Source organism: Mycobacterium sp. (genome assembly GCF_049585075.1).
Classification (GTDB): domain Bacteria; phylum Actinomycetota; class Actinomycetes; order Mycobacteriales; family Mycobacteriaceae; genus Mycobacterium.
Genome location: NZ_JBAUZA010000177.1, coordinates 36,550 through 51,396, shown reverse-complemented (window position 1 = coordinate 51,396; position 14,847 = coordinate 36,550). Strand labels below are relative to the sequence as shown.

Annotated in this window: 13 protein-coding genes and 1 pseudogene; 7 read left to right on the top strand and 7 right to left on the bottom strand. The window is 64.9% G+C overall.

The genetic code is table 11. The features are described from left to right. Window positions 1–966 (bottom strand): annotated as a pseudogene (locus tag WB785_RS08375) (type VII secretion protein EccC); the annotation flags it as partial. Continuing rightward, window positions 963–2,483: a type VII secretion protein EccB gene (gene eccB / locus WB785_RS08370; RefSeq protein WP_424078404.1), complete on the bottom strand. Its 1,521-nt coding sequence runs from the start codon at window positions 2,481–2,483 to the stop codon at window positions 963–965. The gene eccB and the pseudogene WB785_RS08375, both read right to left, overlap by 4 nt. Before the next feature lie 302 nt (window positions 2,484–2,785). Here eccB and malQ point away from each other — a divergent pair, with 302 nt between their 5' ends. The 3 genes from malQ to WB785_RS08355 are packed head-to-tail and all read left to right on the top strand — an operon-like array spanning window position 2,786 to window position 6,308. Continuing rightward, entirely contained in the window at window positions 2,786–4,948 is a 2,163-nt protein-coding gene (gene malQ / locus WB785_RS08365; protein ID WP_424078403.1) for a 4-alpha-glucanotransferase, read from the top strand. Between the two features lie 20 nt (window positions 4,949–4,968). Continuing rightward, window positions 4,969–5,850 carry an LLM class F420-dependent oxidoreductase gene (locus WB785_RS08360; RefSeq protein WP_424078412.1) on the top strand — a complete coding sequence of 294 codons (882 nt, stop codon included), beginning with the start codon at window positions 4,969–4,971 and terminating at the stop codon, window positions 5,848–5,850. Continuing rightward, window positions 5,850–6,308, top strand: coding sequence for a nuclear transport factor 2 family protein (locus tag WB785_RS08355; RefSeq protein ID WP_424078411.1), 459 nt, complete (start codon window positions 5,850–5,852; stop codon window positions 6,306–6,308). Before WB785_RS08360 ends, WB785_RS08355 begins: the two co-directional genes overlap by 1 nt. A 2-nt stretch (window positions 6,309–6,310) precedes the next feature. On the opposite strand, the gene WB785_RS08350 is transcribed toward WB785_RS08355, so the two are convergent. Next, complete coding sequence (locus tag WB785_RS08350) at window positions 6,311–7,495, bottom strand: glycosyltransferase (protein WP_424078402.1); 1,185 nt, start codon at window positions 7,493–7,495, stop codon at window positions 6,311–6,313. Window positions 7,496–7,523: 28 nt separating this feature from the next. Continuing rightward, window positions 7,524–8,828: an NAD(P)/FAD-dependent oxidoreductase gene (locus WB785_RS08345; protein ID WP_424078401.1), complete on the bottom strand. Its 1,305-nt coding sequence runs from the start codon at window positions 8,826–8,828 to the stop codon at window positions 7,524–7,526. Window positions 8,829–8,933: 105 nt separating this feature from the next. Between WB785_RS08345 and WB785_RS08340 the strand changes: the two genes are divergently transcribed. Further along, on the top strand, window positions 8,934–9,230 hold the full coding sequence (locus WB785_RS08340) for a LapA family protein (protein WP_424078399.1): 297 nt from the start codon (window positions 8,934–8,936) through the stop codon (window positions 9,228–9,230). Between the two features lie 81 nt (window positions 9,231–9,311). Here WB785_RS08340 and WB785_RS08335 read toward each other — a convergent pair whose 3' ends face one another. Further along, the gene (locus WB785_RS08335) at window positions 9,312–9,740 is read right to left on the bottom strand and encodes a type II toxin-antitoxin system Rv0910 family toxin (RefSeq protein ID WP_424078398.1); all 429 of its coding nucleotides are present in this window, start codon (window positions 9,738–9,740) and stop codon (window positions 9,312–9,314) included. A gap of 41 nt (window positions 9,741–9,781) precedes the next feature. After that, on the bottom strand, window positions 9,782–10,345 hold the full coding sequence (locus WB785_RS08330) for a hypothetical protein (RefSeq protein ID WP_424078410.1): 564 nt from the start codon (window positions 10,343–10,345) through the stop codon (window positions 9,782–9,784). A 142-nt stretch (window positions 10,346–10,487) separates the two neighbouring features. Here WB785_RS08330 and WB785_RS08325 point away from each other — a divergent pair, with 142 nt between their 5' ends. After that, window positions 10,488–11,504, top strand: a complete 1,017-nt coding sequence (locus WB785_RS08325; RefSeq protein WP_424078409.1) for a DNA topoisomerase IB — start codon at window positions 10,488–10,490, stop codon at window positions 11,502–11,504. A 46-nt stretch (window positions 11,505–11,550) separates the two neighbouring features. Here WB785_RS08325 and WB785_RS08320 read toward each other — a convergent pair whose 3' ends face one another. Beyond that, complete coding sequence (locus tag WB785_RS08320; RefSeq protein ID WP_424078396.1) at window positions 11,551–11,898, bottom strand: aminopeptidase; 348 nt, start codon at window positions 11,896–11,898, stop codon at window positions 11,551–11,553. Between the two features lie 341 nt (window positions 11,899–12,239). Between WB785_RS08320 and WB785_RS08315 the strand changes: the two genes are divergently transcribed. After that, complete coding sequence (locus WB785_RS08315; RefSeq protein ID WP_424078394.1) at window positions 12,240–13,952, top strand: DUF4407 domain-containing protein; 1,713 nt, start codon at window positions 12,240–12,242, stop codon at window positions 13,950–13,952. 312 nt (window positions 13,953–14,264) lie between these two features. Continuing rightward, on the top strand, window positions 14,265–14,840 hold the full coding sequence (locus tag WB785_RS08310) for a peptidoglycan endopeptidase (RefSeq protein WP_424078393.1): 576 nt from the start codon (window positions 14,265–14,267) through the stop codon (window positions 14,838–14,840). Window positions 14,841–14,847 lie beyond the last annotated feature (7 nt).

Genomic DNA, 14,847 nt, shown 5'->3' with positions numbered 1-14,847 from the left:
GTGCGGTGTCGGTGTCTCCGCCGACGAGCTGGCGTGGCGGGGTGTGAAAGACCCACGGCCGGCGAACAATTCGGCCTGGTCGGCGGCGAATTCACGTACCGAGCCGTACACCATCCGCGCGTTGCCGGCGGCGTCGCGACGGCGTGGATCGCCGAAGTGTGGCAGCCACTTGACCCAGTCCCATTTCGCCAGATCGGAAGTGACAACGATCATTTGGATGTGGTCCGGGCCGTGCGAGTAGGCCAGCTGGCAGATGATCGCCCGCATCAGCCCCATCACCTGGTTGCGATTGCCGTCCAGCGCATACCAGGGCTCGACTAGCAGCGAAACCATCTTGGGCAGGTTGTAGACCACGCTCTGGTAGCGGCCAAACTCCTGCAGCGCCTTACCAGTCACCGGCTCCAGCTCGATGTCCGTCGGCATGTTCTGCGGCTCACCCCAGGTCACCTCGGGTCGCGTCATGCCCACACCGATCCTGGCGACTCCGAAGTTGAGGTCCTTACCGTCCGGCTTGCGTTCCCACATCCGGGACGATCCGATCGCCGCCGTCAGCGTTGTCGGCTCGGGGTGGAACCACCGGTAGTTGGCGTCCATGCTGTCGGCGGACTCGTTCGCGGTTTCGCGCAGCATGTCGAGCATCAACATGAACTGAGCGCGCATCGCGTCCAGCTTGGGCCGGCTCATCTGCTGCTGGCCGCCAAAACGACCGCCGAACATCATCATTGCGACGCCGCCGATCATGAAGATCGGGAAGATCGAACCAGCACCCAGGAACATCCGCGACCCGTTGGCCACGGTCATGCCGACCATGCCGACCAGCAAGCCGACCACCAGCACGCCGACCACGATCAGCCACCACGGCTTGCCTTCCGGCGGCGGGACGCTCAGCGGTGTCGGTAGGACGATGTTCTCGGGCCGGACCGCGGGTGCGCGTTCGGGCGTTGGGCGTGCAAAACCTTGTTTCACTTCGGTACCGCCAATTCTGCAGGGCTCATATCGGTCGGAAGGGTGTCGTGGCGCACCAGCGCATCGGCGCGCGACAGGGTTGGACCCGCTGCCAGCAGCCGCAACGCCACCCACGGCGCCGGGCTCGGCTGCGATGTCAATCCGAGCGCGGAACGGGCATCACGGGAGTTGTCCACACCGAACCGGACACCGGAACTGGAGAGCCACCAGAGCGATTCTGATGTGGCGGACTCCGGGTCGTTCCCGGTGACGGACACGAAGTTGGCGTAGTCGGGTCCGAAGAACACTCGATCGGCTTCGCGACCGGAATTGTCGGCCTTCACCAGCGACACCACTTTTTGGATATCGCTGGCCTTCACCGGGATCGTCGGCCCGGAGATCACCTGGGTCCGGGCACGCTCTTCACCGCCGGTTTTCTCCCACCACCAGCAGGTCGCCGGGTTATCACGGATGTCTTGGACCTTCAGCGGGCCGTCGGGGTAGGCCGACAAATCCAGCCCGTTGACCACCGGCATCTTCGCCAATGACGCCGGCGCCACGACCACCGGCGCATTGCCCGCCGGGGTTCCGGCGTTCTGCAGGATCTGGGCGACGACCGGCGTCACGGTCTGCACACCGTCGGCCAGTACCACTGAATACTGTTGTGGCCCACTGATTTGTGGTGTCACGATCACGGTTCCCACCGGTCCGGGTGCACCGGCGAAGCCGGCCGGCTTGCCGGCGTCTGGCACCTTGGGGACCGACAGCGCGGGGCCCACCGGCAGCGAGTCGTACAGCGCCCGGCTCATCGGCCGGGCCTGGTTGACGTTCTCCGGGGTCAGTCCCAACGGCAACAACACCGCCCGGTTCGACGAGTCGATGCGCGACCGACGCCCCTGCCGGATCACCCAGGTGTCGTTTGCGTAGCGCAGTACCACCGCGTCGGGCCCGTTCAGCACGTGTCGGTGATTCGACAGGTCGGGCGTTCCGTCGATCACGGTGACGGTCACGGGTGACGGCGCCCCCACGCCCGCCGTCGAAGTCACCGAGTCGCACACCAGCCACGACGACGACGCGGGCTTGGTCGGGGAAAAGTCCGACGGCGCGCCGGGGATACCGACCATTGGCCCATGCGGCTGCTCGGCGATCTGACCCGACCGGACCTTGTGCGGGTTATCCGCCCGGCCTGCGATCAGTCGGGCAGACGCCAGGTTCAGCGCCGGATACAGCTTGTCCCCCACCCGGACGTAAAGTGCGCCGGAATCGCGGTCGGCGATGATCGGTGACTCGTTCATCTGCCCCGACGGGTTGATGAACGACCAGAGCAGCGCGCCCAGGCAAATCACCGCCGCCGCGGACACCGACGCCACGACGGCCAGCGTTTGACGGCGACCCGGCTCGATCTCCATCCGGACCCGCCACCGGGTCAACGCCATCGCGGTACGGCGGGCCAAGAACTGGTAACCGGTTACCTGTGTCCGCGTGGAAAGTCCGAGGCCGTAACCCGAACCTCCCTTTCCGCCGTTCGAATCAGCCACGGTTGTTCACGCTCCAAGCAGACGGAAGGGAGGAGTCCTGCGTAGTCCCACGATTCACATGGTTAACCGTAGGGCACCCTGCGCCACCTCGCCACGCGAGCGTGTCTGCGCCGGGCGCATCAGCGGCCGCGCCGGGAGTGGTCTGCGCCACAGTGCTGTCACCTGCCATCAAGTAGTGGGGAAATCGATGAAAACTTCACTGCGCATCGTACGGCGAAGAGCAAACTCAGGCCTGTTAAAAAATTGCCGTGAGGTGAACACTCGGGTCGCATTTCGGTCATCTGTTTAAGCAAGATGGCGGGATGACTGAATTGGCGCCGTCATTGGTCGAACTGGCCAGGCGGTTTGGGATCGCCACAGACTATGAGGACTGGAGCGGTCGCCGGATCGGCGTGCCGGAAAGCACCCTGGTGGCTGTCCTGTCGGCGCTTGGCGTGGCCGCCGGCACCGAGGCGACGCGCAACACGGCGCTGATCGCGCATGATCGCGCGCACTGGTCGCGTCCGCTGCCGCCCACCATCCTTGGACGCGCCGGTACCCAGACGCCGTTCTGGGTGCACGTGACCCACGGTCATCCCGCTGAGGTATGGATCCAGCTGGAGGACGGGACGGTTCGCACCGGGATACCCCAGGTCGACAACTTCGCCGCGCCGTTTGACCTCGACGGGCGCTCGGTCGGCGAGGCCAGCTTCGTTCTGCCCGCCGATCTGCCACTGGGGTACCACCGGGTGCATCTGCGTTCCGGGGCGCAGCAGGCCAGTGCGGCGCTGATCGTGACACCGGGCTGGCTGGGATTGCCCGAGCGGCTGGGCGGTCGTCGGGCCTGGGGGTTGGCCACCCAGTTATATAGTGTCCGGTCCCGGCAGTCCTGGGGCGTCGGCGACCTTACCGACCTCACCGACCTTGCTGTCTGGTCGGCTTCCGTGCACGGCGCGGGTTACGTACTGGTCAACCCGCTACACGCGGCCGCGCCAACCAAGCCGATGGAGCCGTCGCCGTATCTGCCGACGTCGCGGCGCTTCGTCAACCCGCTTTACCTGCGGGTCGAGGCCATCGGAGAATTCGCTTACTTGGATAAGCGTCGCCGGGTGTGGCGGTTACGCGACGACGAGCAGCGTCACGCGAACTCGGTCGACGCCATCGATCGCGACGCGGCATGGGCAGCCAAGCGCAAGGCTTTGGAGCTGGTGTATCGGGTCCCGCGCGCGGCGGGGCGCGAACTGGCCTACACAGCGTTCTGCGCCCGGGAAGGCGCTGCCCTCGACGACTTCGCCACCTGGTGTGCGCTCGCCGAGGAATACGGCGCCGACTGGCATCAGTGGCCCGACTCGCTGCAGCACCCCGGCGCCGACGCTGTCGGCGAGTTCGTGGCCGAGCACGCCAAAGCGGTGGATTTCCACCGCTGGTTGCAATGGCAGCTCGACGAACAACTCGGCGCCGCGCAATCGCAAGCGGTGGCGGCCGGGATGTCGCTGGGCATCATCCACGACCTCGCCGTCGGCGTGCATCCCAACGGCGCCGACTCCTGGGCATTGCAGGACGTGCTGGCGCTCGGCGTCACTGCCGGTGCACCGCCGGATGAGTTCAACCAATTGGGTCAGGACTGGTCGCAGCCGCCATGGCGCCCGGATCGGCTGGAAGAACAGGAGTATCAACCGTTCCGCGCGCTGATCCGCACCGTGCTGCGGCACGCCGGCGGGGTGCGGATCGATCACATCATCGGGCTGTTCCGGCTCTGGTGGATTCCCCAAGGCCAACCACCCACTCAAGGCACATATGTGCGTTACGACCACGAAGCGATGATCGGCATCGTCGCGTTGGAGGCATACCGCGCCGCCGCACTCGTGGTGGGCGAAGATCTCGGCACTGTCGAACCATGGGTCCGTGATTACCTGCGCGACCGCGGTGTGCTGGGCACGTCAATTCTGTGGTTCGAGCTCGACCGCGACCGCGGCGGCGGCCCGCTGCCGGCCGAGCGGTGGCGAGAGTATTGCCTCTCGTCGGTGACCACCCATGACCTGCCCCCGACCGCCGGTTATCTGGCCGACGAGCATGTCCGCCTGCGGGATTCGCTTGGCCTGCTGACCCGACCCGTCGACGAGGAGCTCGCCGCCGCGAAAAGCGAGCGGGCGGCGTGGATCGCCGAGCTGCGCCGCGTCGGCCTGTTGTCGAAAGAAGCCGGCCCGAAAAAGGATCCAGCGCAGACCATCCTGGCCCTCTACCAATACCTGGGTCGAACGCCGTCGCGGCTGCTCGGCGTCTCGTTGACCGATGCGGTCGGAGATCGGCGGACTCAGAATCAGCCCGGCACCACCGACGAGTATCCCAATTGGCGGGTGCCGCTCAGCGGCCCCGACGGTCGGCCGGTGCTGCTCGAGGACGTGTTCACCAGCCCCAGAGCGATCGCCCTGGCCGAAGCGATGCGCGCGCAGACAACCGTCACCCCTACCCAACCCACCTGTTAGCTTTCGGGTACATGAGCGTCTTGAAGTTCGGTGTCGTCGCCCCGGTCGCCGCAGGGGTCACCGCCGACCCACGGTGGATGACGGTCTTTGCGCGCCATGTCGAGGCGTGCGGGTTTGAATCGATCATCGCCGTCGAACACACCGTGTTGGCCACCCGATACGACAGCGTCTACCCGTATGACCGCTCGGGGCGGGTCGAATTGGCGGCCGACTGCCCGGTCCCCGACCCGCTTGACCTGTTGTCGTTTCTGGCCGGCCATACCGACCGGCTCGGATTGGCCACCGGAGTTCTGGTGCTGCCCAACCATCATCCGGTGGTGCTGGCCAAACGAGCGGCGACCGTCGATGCGCTGTCCGGCGGGAGGCTTCGGCTCTGCGTGGGTGTCGGCTGGCTGCGGGAAGAGATCGAAGCATGCGGCACTGAATTCGAAAGCCGGGGGCGACGCGCCGACGAGCAGTTGGTGGTGCTACGGGCGCTCTGGGATGACCGGCAACAGGGCGTCACCCATCGTGGCGAGTTCTTTCAGTTCGAGAGCGTGGTCTGCAGTCCGAAACCAGTTTCCGGACAGCATCTTCCGATACACATCGGCGGCCACAGCAAAGCCGCGGCTCGGCGGGCCGGGCGCTTCGGTGACGGGTTTCAGCCCCTGGGCGTGACGGGTGAACAGTTGGACGGCCTGCTGACGCTGATGCGTGAGGTGGCGGCGGCTGCCGGACGCGATCCGGCCGATATCGAAGTATCGCTGGGACATTTGGTGACCAAGATCGACGCCGAACGCGCCGAGAGGCTCGCCGCGCAGGGTGCCAACCGGCTAGTGTTGGCCATGCCGCCGATCACCGACCTCCAGCAGGCCAAGGACGAGTTGTCGGCCTGTGCGCAACGCCTTTCGCTGTCGACGTGATGCTCGGCCCAACCGATCGCGCTGCTCTCGCCGACTTGGTGCATCGGTATGCGGCCGGCGTCGACGACCGGCAATTTGACCGTGTCACAGGGCTTTTCACCGAGGCAGCCGAGCTGCTGCTGCCCGATCCGCCGGGTGAGTTGACCGCTGTCCATCGGCACCGTGGTCATGCGGCGATCGGCGCCGCGATCGCCGCCGTCGCGGCCACAATCCGCACCGAGCACGCGATCGTCGGCCAGGTCTACGACGTCGGTACGGAACCCGACAGTGCCCGCGGACGCATCACCTGCGTCGCGCATCACTGGACTCGCCGCGGGGATCAGCTGACCGACGTGGTGTGGCATCTGCGTTACGACGACGAGTATCAACGGACCGATGCCGGATGGCGGTTTGCCCGTCGCACGTTGACGATCAACGCCATCGAAACCCGGTCCATGCGCCAGGTGCGGTCTCAGTGAGTTCAGCGTCCCTGGCGCGCGATCTCTTCTAACAAATCGGCGGCCTTGGCGAGGCTTTCGGCGGGTTTGGTCATTCGGACGGCAATCTCGCGGGCCCGGGTGGCGTATTGCGCGCTTAGCAGCAGGCGCAAGTCGGCAACCAGTGTTTCCACCGTGGTATCCGAAAAACGCCGCCCGAAGCCAACTTCCAGTTGTTGCACCGCAGCGGCCCAGAACGGCTGATCCAGCCACTGCCAAATGACCAAGGTTGGGATTCCGGCGCGCAGGGCCGCGGCCGTGGTGCCCGCGCCGCCGTGGTGCACGACGGCACGGCACGCGGGAAAGATCGCCGAGTGGTTCACCGCTTCTACAACCTTGACGTGATCGGAATGCTCGACGGTGGCGGGGTCATTGGGCCCGGAGCAAATCAACACCCGCTCCCCTACCCGGGCGCAGGCCGCGCTGATCATCGCAAAGGTCTCAGCCGCGGACCCGATGGGCGTACTGCCGAGACCGAAGTAGACGGGCGGTGTTCCCGCGGCAATCCACGAAAGAACCTCGTAATCGGTGTCCGTCGGCAATTCCAGGGTGAGCGCTCCGACAAAGGGCCGGCTGCGATCTGCTTCGACCCATTGGCCTGCCGGCTCGGGCAAGCAGAACTCGTCGTAGGTCTGGATTTCCAGCGGTGGCGTCGAGGGCGCGGTTGCCTCCGGTAAGCCCAGCGCCCGGCGTTGAGCGTCTTCGGCGACCTTCGTCATCCGCGAAAACAGCCAGCCAGATGACCAAATCCGCTCCGGGAAGAGGTGCAGCGCAGCTACCGGGACCCCGTAATGCTCTGCGACATTGGCGGCCAGCCCTTGTTCGTTGAAGCTCGCCAATACCAAATCGGCCCCCTTTGCCAGCGCGGATAGCGTCGCGCCCTTTTCGAGCTTGACCTGGGTGACATGCTCGACAACTTCGGGCACCACGCTGATCGGATTCCGCATCCTCGGCGCTATCTTGCGGACCAAATCCGAGCCCGGGTTCATCTCCTCACGCGAGTCCGGTCCGTAGGAGACTCCACAAAGCCCTGCCGATTCGATGAAGTCGAGCAGGTTCGGCGGCACCGCCATTCGCACATCGTGATCGCGGCGCAGCAGTTCGGCAGCGACGGCGGCGCAGGGTTCGACGTCTCCGCGACTTCCATATCCTGCCACCACAAACTGCATCGGCGGAACCTAACCCGTGGTGATGGCCTCAGTCGGTTTTCGGCAGCGGAATGCCTTCGCTGGTCGAGAATTCCGCATCGCTTTGTGTCGACAGCCCCAGCGATACCAGGGTCCGCGGGAACAAGACATCGGTCAGGTAGGCCAACGTAACCGCCCAGCGGTTGACGCCTCGCGGAATGGCGTACAAGTGGTAGGCCCGGGTGACGAATTTCGCCGGATAGCCGGACAGCGGAACGCCCAGCGGATTCGCCACGGCCCGATGGGGTCCAAGATCGACCACCAACCCCAGGTTGCGGTGCTTGTATTCGCGCTTCTTCCCGTGCCCGAGACTGGCGGCCACGTTGTCGGCGAGCACCTTGCCTTGACGAATCGCGTGCTGGGCGGTGGGGGGTGTGATCTTGCCAGGTTGCGTCACGTCGGGCACTGCGGCGGCATCGCCGGCGGCGAACACATCAGGGTGCCCGGGCACCTCAAAATCGGTCTGCACCTTCAGCCGGCCCTTCTCGGTCGGCAGGCCCAGCGTCTCGATGAGCGGGGCGGCGCTCACTCCGGTCACCCATGCCACTGTTCGGGTGTCTATCCGCGAGTTATCACTTAGCACAACGTGATCCGGGTGAACTTCGTTGAGCGTCAGGCCTAGCCGCACGTCAACTCCACGGCGCCGCAGCACCCGCATCGCCCGAGCGCCCAACTTCTCACCCACCTCGGGCATCACCTGCTCGGCAAGGTCAAGCAGTACGAATTTCACGTCGGGCGCGTCAAAGACCATCTGCTTGGCTGCGGCGTCGGCCAGTGCGCGAAGCTGCACCACCAGTTCGGTACCGGAATAGGACGCTCCAACCACCACGATCGTGCGACGGGCTTCCGCGAGCTTGGGGTCGTCTTCGAGGGATGACAACTCCAGCTGCTCCAGAACATGGTCGCGCAAGTAGAGCGCTTCAGCTGTTGACTTCAAACCCCTTGCGTAATGGGCTAATCCAGGTATATCGAACAAGCGGGTCACCGACCCGGGCGTCAACACCAGCCGGTCCCACGACATCTCGCGGGAACGCTGTTCCAGGTCGGTGAATTGCAGCCGGCGCTGCTCGAAGTCGACCTTGTCGACCCGTCCACGCACTTTGCGCACCCCGTTGAGCGTCCCAGCCAGCGGGATTGTCACGAACCGCGGGTCGACGACTCCGCCCGCCACGTCGGGCAGCAGCGGTGTGTAGAGCATGTAGTCGACCGGGGAGATGATCGTGACGTCCACGTCCGATCTGCGTAATCGCCGGACCAGTCGGCGTGCACACTCGAAGCCGGTAAATCCGCTGCCCACAACTACGACCGAAGTCATCGTTTCCACTCTAGCGACCAGCACCGCTGCGCGCGTTGTTGTCGGGTTTCGCCGCTTCCGCCCGGGAGTCGTTTTCTCGCTCCCCGATCCGGGTAGTAGACCGGAATGGGAGACACCTCGCGCGACCCTATCGATCACCACCGGACCACACAGCCACGCGCCGGCGAATCGATGAAGAGCGGCGCAAAGACGCCCGGCCTTTTCCTATTGGCCACTGGCGTGGTGGCTTTGGTGGTTTGCCTGGCCAGCTTCGCTGACCGAGCGGTCGGCGTCGGAGTGGGCGCAGCCGTTGTCGCGTTGCTTGCGACGGGCGCCGGCTTCGCCTGGCTGGGCATGGACTCGCGCCGAATCCGCCACGTTCAACGGGCATGGGTCGGGGCCCACGACGGGGGCGTCGACTAAGCTCGCCCAGTTCCGATCAGCTCGCGGCGACGACGCGGACGTGCTCAAGGTGCGGGTCTGTCCGGCGGCACCGGCGCGCGGTTATTGCAGGGCAGCCAAGTTGCAAACCGACTCATGCACATCGGACTTGATGATCCTGGCGACCAGCTTCCCGATCGGCCCGTTCAACAGACCCCCCGACAAATCAGCGGTCAGATGAAACGTGGACCCGGGATGGTTGTCAGCGACCGTCATCGCTACCGCGATCCGAATCCCGCCACGGCCACGGCCCGACAATTCGATCACTTCCGGCTCGTCGTACCGAGTGACCGTCCAATGGATGACGTTACGAAAACCCTTCACCTTCACGCACGACGACACGTGCGTGCCCTTGCTGATCTTGGATGGAACCGGACTGCGCCAACCGGCAAATATCGTCATCCAGTCGCCGAACCGATTCAGATCGCACGCCAGCTTCCAGGCTGATTCCGGCGCCAAATCCGACGACGTCGAAACATCTACTCGGGCCACCGGAGCGGCATACCCGGGGGTGGGTGGGCGATAAACCGGGGTCAGATGCCGGTCCAGGTCTGATCGAGTTGGTCTGCTACGTCGATGACTTGCGCTTTTTGCGATTGCGGCGAGTCGATTTCGTCGCCGACGTAGTGCGCGATGAAGCGTCGGATCTCCCCGTCAACCCCGGCCACGATGCGCAACAGCTCGCCCCGGATGCTCGTCGACGACACCTGGACGGTGATATCCGACGATCGTGGCTTGGCCACGTCGACGATCAGCAGGAGCGGTTCGGCGGCGCGCGCGGTCGCGGTCAACGCGATATCGCCGTTAACCCGAAACCGCTGTTTGTCCAACCGTAGGTCGACAAGCAGATCGATCAGCAGCGGGATGTGGATGTCACAAGTGATGCTGTCGCCGACGTTACGGCTGACCTGAGGCTCCTTGATCGTCACCCTGGCGCTGACTTTGGCGAGTTTGCCCGGCCCCTGGGCCATCGGAGGCATGTCAAACTCGGTGCCGGCGAACGCCGCGAACGCGGCGCCGACACGTTCCTCGGTGACGGCCACTTCGAAAAATCGCCGCCCAAAAGCCTCGTAGCTGACGTAGTCATAGCCCTGCATAACTACATACCGTCTCATGTCGCCTTCCGACACCGCGGCTGATCCCATCGTGTCGGCCGACGCCCGCCCTGCCAGTGGTGTTAAGCAAATACCGCCGTGGGTAAACCAGAGCGATGAATACGCAGCTGCCGGACACGCACAGATGAGGTTGCGGAAAAGCACCGTCGGCGGCCCAGGATTTCGTCGTATTCGCCGGGGCCGCGGCTTTTCCTATGTCGACGCCGAGCGCGACTGCGTCGACGACCCGGAATGCTTGGCGCGGATCGAGGCGCTGGTTATCCCGCCGGCGTGGAAGAACGTGTGGATCTGCCCGCACCCCAATGGTCACATCCAGGCGGTCGGCACTGACGACGCCGGCCGCCGCCAGTACATCTACCACGAGCAATGGCAGGCCGAGCGGTCCGAGGAGAAGTACGACCGGGCGGTCAGCTTGGCCAAACATCTGCCTGACTGGCGCCTGCACCTTCTCTCCGATCTACGTAGTCGCGGGCTGGGACGCGATCGCGTGCTGGCACTGGCCCAGCATTTGATTGATCAGGGCTACTTCCGGGCCGGCGGTGAGGAGTACGCGCAAGAGAACGGCAGCTTCGGGCTGGCCACACTGCGTCGTGACCATGTGCGGCTCAAAAGGGGCTGCGTGGAATTTGACTATCCGGCGAAAAGTGGGGTGCGCCGGACGATTTCCCTCGAAGACCCGCTGGTGATCAAGGCAGTTGGATCGCTGTTGCGCGCCGAAACGAAGATTCCGCGGCTGTTGGTATATCGCAGTACAGATGGCTGGTCGGAAGTACACGCCGACGACCTCAACACCCGCTTTCGGGAGCTGGTGGGTGACGAGTTCAGTGTCAAGGATCTGCGGACCTGGCACGGCACGGTGCTGGCCGCTGAGGCCTTCGCCATCGCCCGAGAGCCGACGTCAAAGACGGCTCGCCGTCGCGAAGAGGCGGCCGTGATGCGCGCGGTGGCAGAAGAATTGGGTAATACACCGGCGGTGGCGCGGAGCTCCTATGTGGATCCACGCGTCGTCACCGCCTACGAGCAAGGCGTCACCATCGCCCCGGCATTACGCAGAATCAAACGTCAGCGGACGCCGGAGGCAAAGCGCGAAACAATCGAGCGAGCCACCGCGCGGATGATCAAACGCGTCGCGCAGAGCTGAGCGATGAGGCTCGAAAGTGGTTGTTGTCGAACCTGATTGGCAGATGTCAGATGCCGCCGACGGCGGCGGATCGGCCTGTTCGCACGAAATATGCTGCGACCACGACGATCGCGCCGATCACGGTTACCGGAATGGTCCACCTCCGCTGCTTGGAAAGCGCTGACTGGCACTCGGCAACAAAATCGGTGTGCGGGATTATCTCGTTAAGAAACGGGATGCTTGCTACTGACTTGTTGTTTGCCTCTTGAGCGCTGGATAGGTTCGAGACCGCGGCGCTTCCGCATCCGAGGCTGCCGCCGTTGCCGTCCGACACCGACACTGGCACAAATAGTCCGATGATCCCGACGACCAGGACCACCGCCCCCACCACCAGAACCAACCGCCGCAATGTCACACCGTGCTCCTTATGCCCGCAGTCATTTGCTGAAGAGTTACCCATTCGCGTCGGTACGCCAAACGTCGCACGCTGACAGCCTTTGCGGCCACGGTTGTCAGCGCCGCTTGCCCCCGCAAGCGGGAGGTGCCCTCACCTCATCGCTGCCCATTAAATCGTCATCGCTGCCCATTAAATCGTCGTCGGCGCGGGCTATGAGACAATTCGGCTGTCGCACCGGCGCGAACCGGGCTGGGCGATTTCGGCCGTGTTGTTAACCGCGCCACACATCCACCCGCTGATTCTTCTATCCCGGCCTCGGCCTGTCAGGCTGGCAGAACCTGGAGGTGTTTTCGCATCCGATGTGCGCCCACAAAGTGACCGAACCGCGAACCGGCGGCTCGCAAATTCAAGCCTTGCTCACCTGGGTCGGCGGCGGAGAGCGCCGCGAACTCGACGAGCGTCACGAGCGGTCCGCGCACGCGATCGCCGGCATAGTCGTGATCTTGGATGCCGCTCTGTGCTGGCTGGTGGCGACGCTCGCTGTGCTGCAAGCAACGCGCTGGCCGGTGCCGGCCATAATGCCGTTCACGCTGATCTTTAGCCTGCTGGTCGGCGCGATCACCCGCGGCGTAGCCAGCGGACCGATGCGCGGACTGCGCACAATCGTGGGCCGCGGACTGGTGGCGGCCGCCGTCGGTATGGTCGTGGGCGAGATCGCCGCTCTGGCGCTGTTCTCCGGGTCGATCGATCGTCATCTGGAACTACAGGCCGCGCGCAGCGTCGACGCGGCACCGACCGTCGTGCAGACATCCACCAGCCTGGCGCAACTACGCAAGGCGCGGGTCGCGCTTGACACGGCGGTCGATACCGCCCGCAGTCACCGCGACGAGGCACTGGTAGTGGCGCGCTGCGAATACCATCCGAGCCCGGCCTGTCCGCAAACCCGCATCACCGGGGTGCCCGGCTCCGGGCCCGAAACCCGAACAGCCAATGAGCTTCTCGCAGACTCCCAGCGAGAACTGGACACCGCCACGGCTGCTCGTGACCGGCAATCAGCCGAGCTGGACTCGAAAATCGGCGACGGCGAGCGGACCCTCGCACGGGCGCAGCAATCCGCGACCGCCGACGCCGACCACGGCCTGGGCGCGCGGTGGCTGGCAATGCAGGACCTCACGCTGGCCGGCGCCGGCGCACTAATGCTGCGACTCTTGGCGATCGCGTTCTTCACGCTGTTGAGCTTGTTCCCTTTGATACTGCGGCTATGGCGCGGTGAAACGGCCCACGATCGTCAGGCCAGAGCCCGCGCTGAACGCGAACGCGCCGAGCTGGAGGCGGAGACCGCAATCGCGATCAAACGAGCCGAGGTGCGCGCGGCCGCCGAAACGATGTGGGCCGAACAGCAACTCGCGCAAGCCCGGATGGCCATCGAGGCACAGACCGAGATCGACCGCGCGCAGCTTCGTCAGCGCGTGAGCGCAGAGTTGAAAGGCGCACCGCCCGTCGCTGAGCCGGTGGCCGAAGACATCTACCTACCGATCGCCGCCGAGGCTGAGGCGGCCAGCCGTGCCGCGACGGCATTGCCCGACGCGACCGTGGAAACCGGTGCGGCCGAGACACCCAACCTGCCCGCCGCACTGGAATCTGGGGGCGTGCCTGCCACTTCGCCGATTCCGACCATCCCCGATGTCACCAGAGCGGCCGCTCGCTGGATTCGTCCGATGGTGCCGGGCTTTGTCGCCCGCGCGATCGATACGTCAACCCACCCGCTACGCACCGCGCGTCAGGTGCTCGAGGAAGTCGAGGAAATCACTTTCTCGCTCAGGCGCACCCGCAAGGTCGTCGTCGATACCGAGGAGAGTGCCCGCCCCGCGCCATCGGGCGGATCGGCCGCTATCGCCGCCAGCGACGACGATCACGGCGCGCAAGCCGTGATGTCAGAGCGGCTATCCGCAAAGGATGTGGATGACGTGTCGTTGACGCAGCGGGCGGCGCAGCGCGGGCTGACCGAGCGCCATGGACCACATGAGGTGCGCGCGGGTGACGGCCCACGGCAATTGCCGCCTGCCCAGTAATCGTCGGCCGTAACCGCGTTGTGATCGAAACCTCAAATTAGCTGAGAAAGCGGCATCGCCCCCCAATATCGCTACCAGCGGGAATAACCCTTTCGCCGAAACCATTTATGTCGTAAGGTTGCGCATCTGAGACCGAAACCACGAAGAGTGAACAATTACGGTATCTTTTACTTGTGTCTAATAGGTAATTCCTAACCCGCTTCTACCAGCGCATATTGTGTAGAAATGTAGCGCAGACCATTCAGTAATATGCAAAGTGATGGCCGACACATTTTTTGGCCGGCTTTGATCTTGTTGTTAATGTCCCGGCCCATGTTTGCAGAAACGATCATGGCGCTGCTTGACCAGATGTCGGGCACGCCGTATAGCCACGGCTATTCGCCGGCCGGAACGGACTGTTCGGGTCTGGCGTCCCTGGTATCGAATGTCGCTACAAACCGCCCGGCTTTCGCCGAACGGTTCAATACCGGGAATGAAGAATCAGCCTTGTTGGCACGCGGCTTCCAATACGGGACCGCCCCTGGCGCTCTAGTGATCGGCTGGAATGGCGGTCATACGGCCGTGACGCTGCCGGATGGAACGCCGGTCTCCAGCGGTGAAAGCGGCGGCGTGCACATCGGTGGCGGCGGCGCTTACCAGTCCCAGTTCACCCACCACATGTTCCTTCCGCTGGATCCCGGCGCACCGCAGGATGCCCCGCCGCCCGGTCCGGTGCTGGCGGACGCGGTGGCTCCCGAGCCTCCCCCGCCGCCCGCTCCCGAAGCCCCTCCGGTCGAGCCGGTGCAGAACGAACTGCCTCCGCCACCGGATCCCGCCCCGGCACCCGCCGAGCCGGAAGGGAACCAACCGCCCGCGCCAGCTCCTGACGAGCCACCGGCGGCAGCCTAGCGCCACC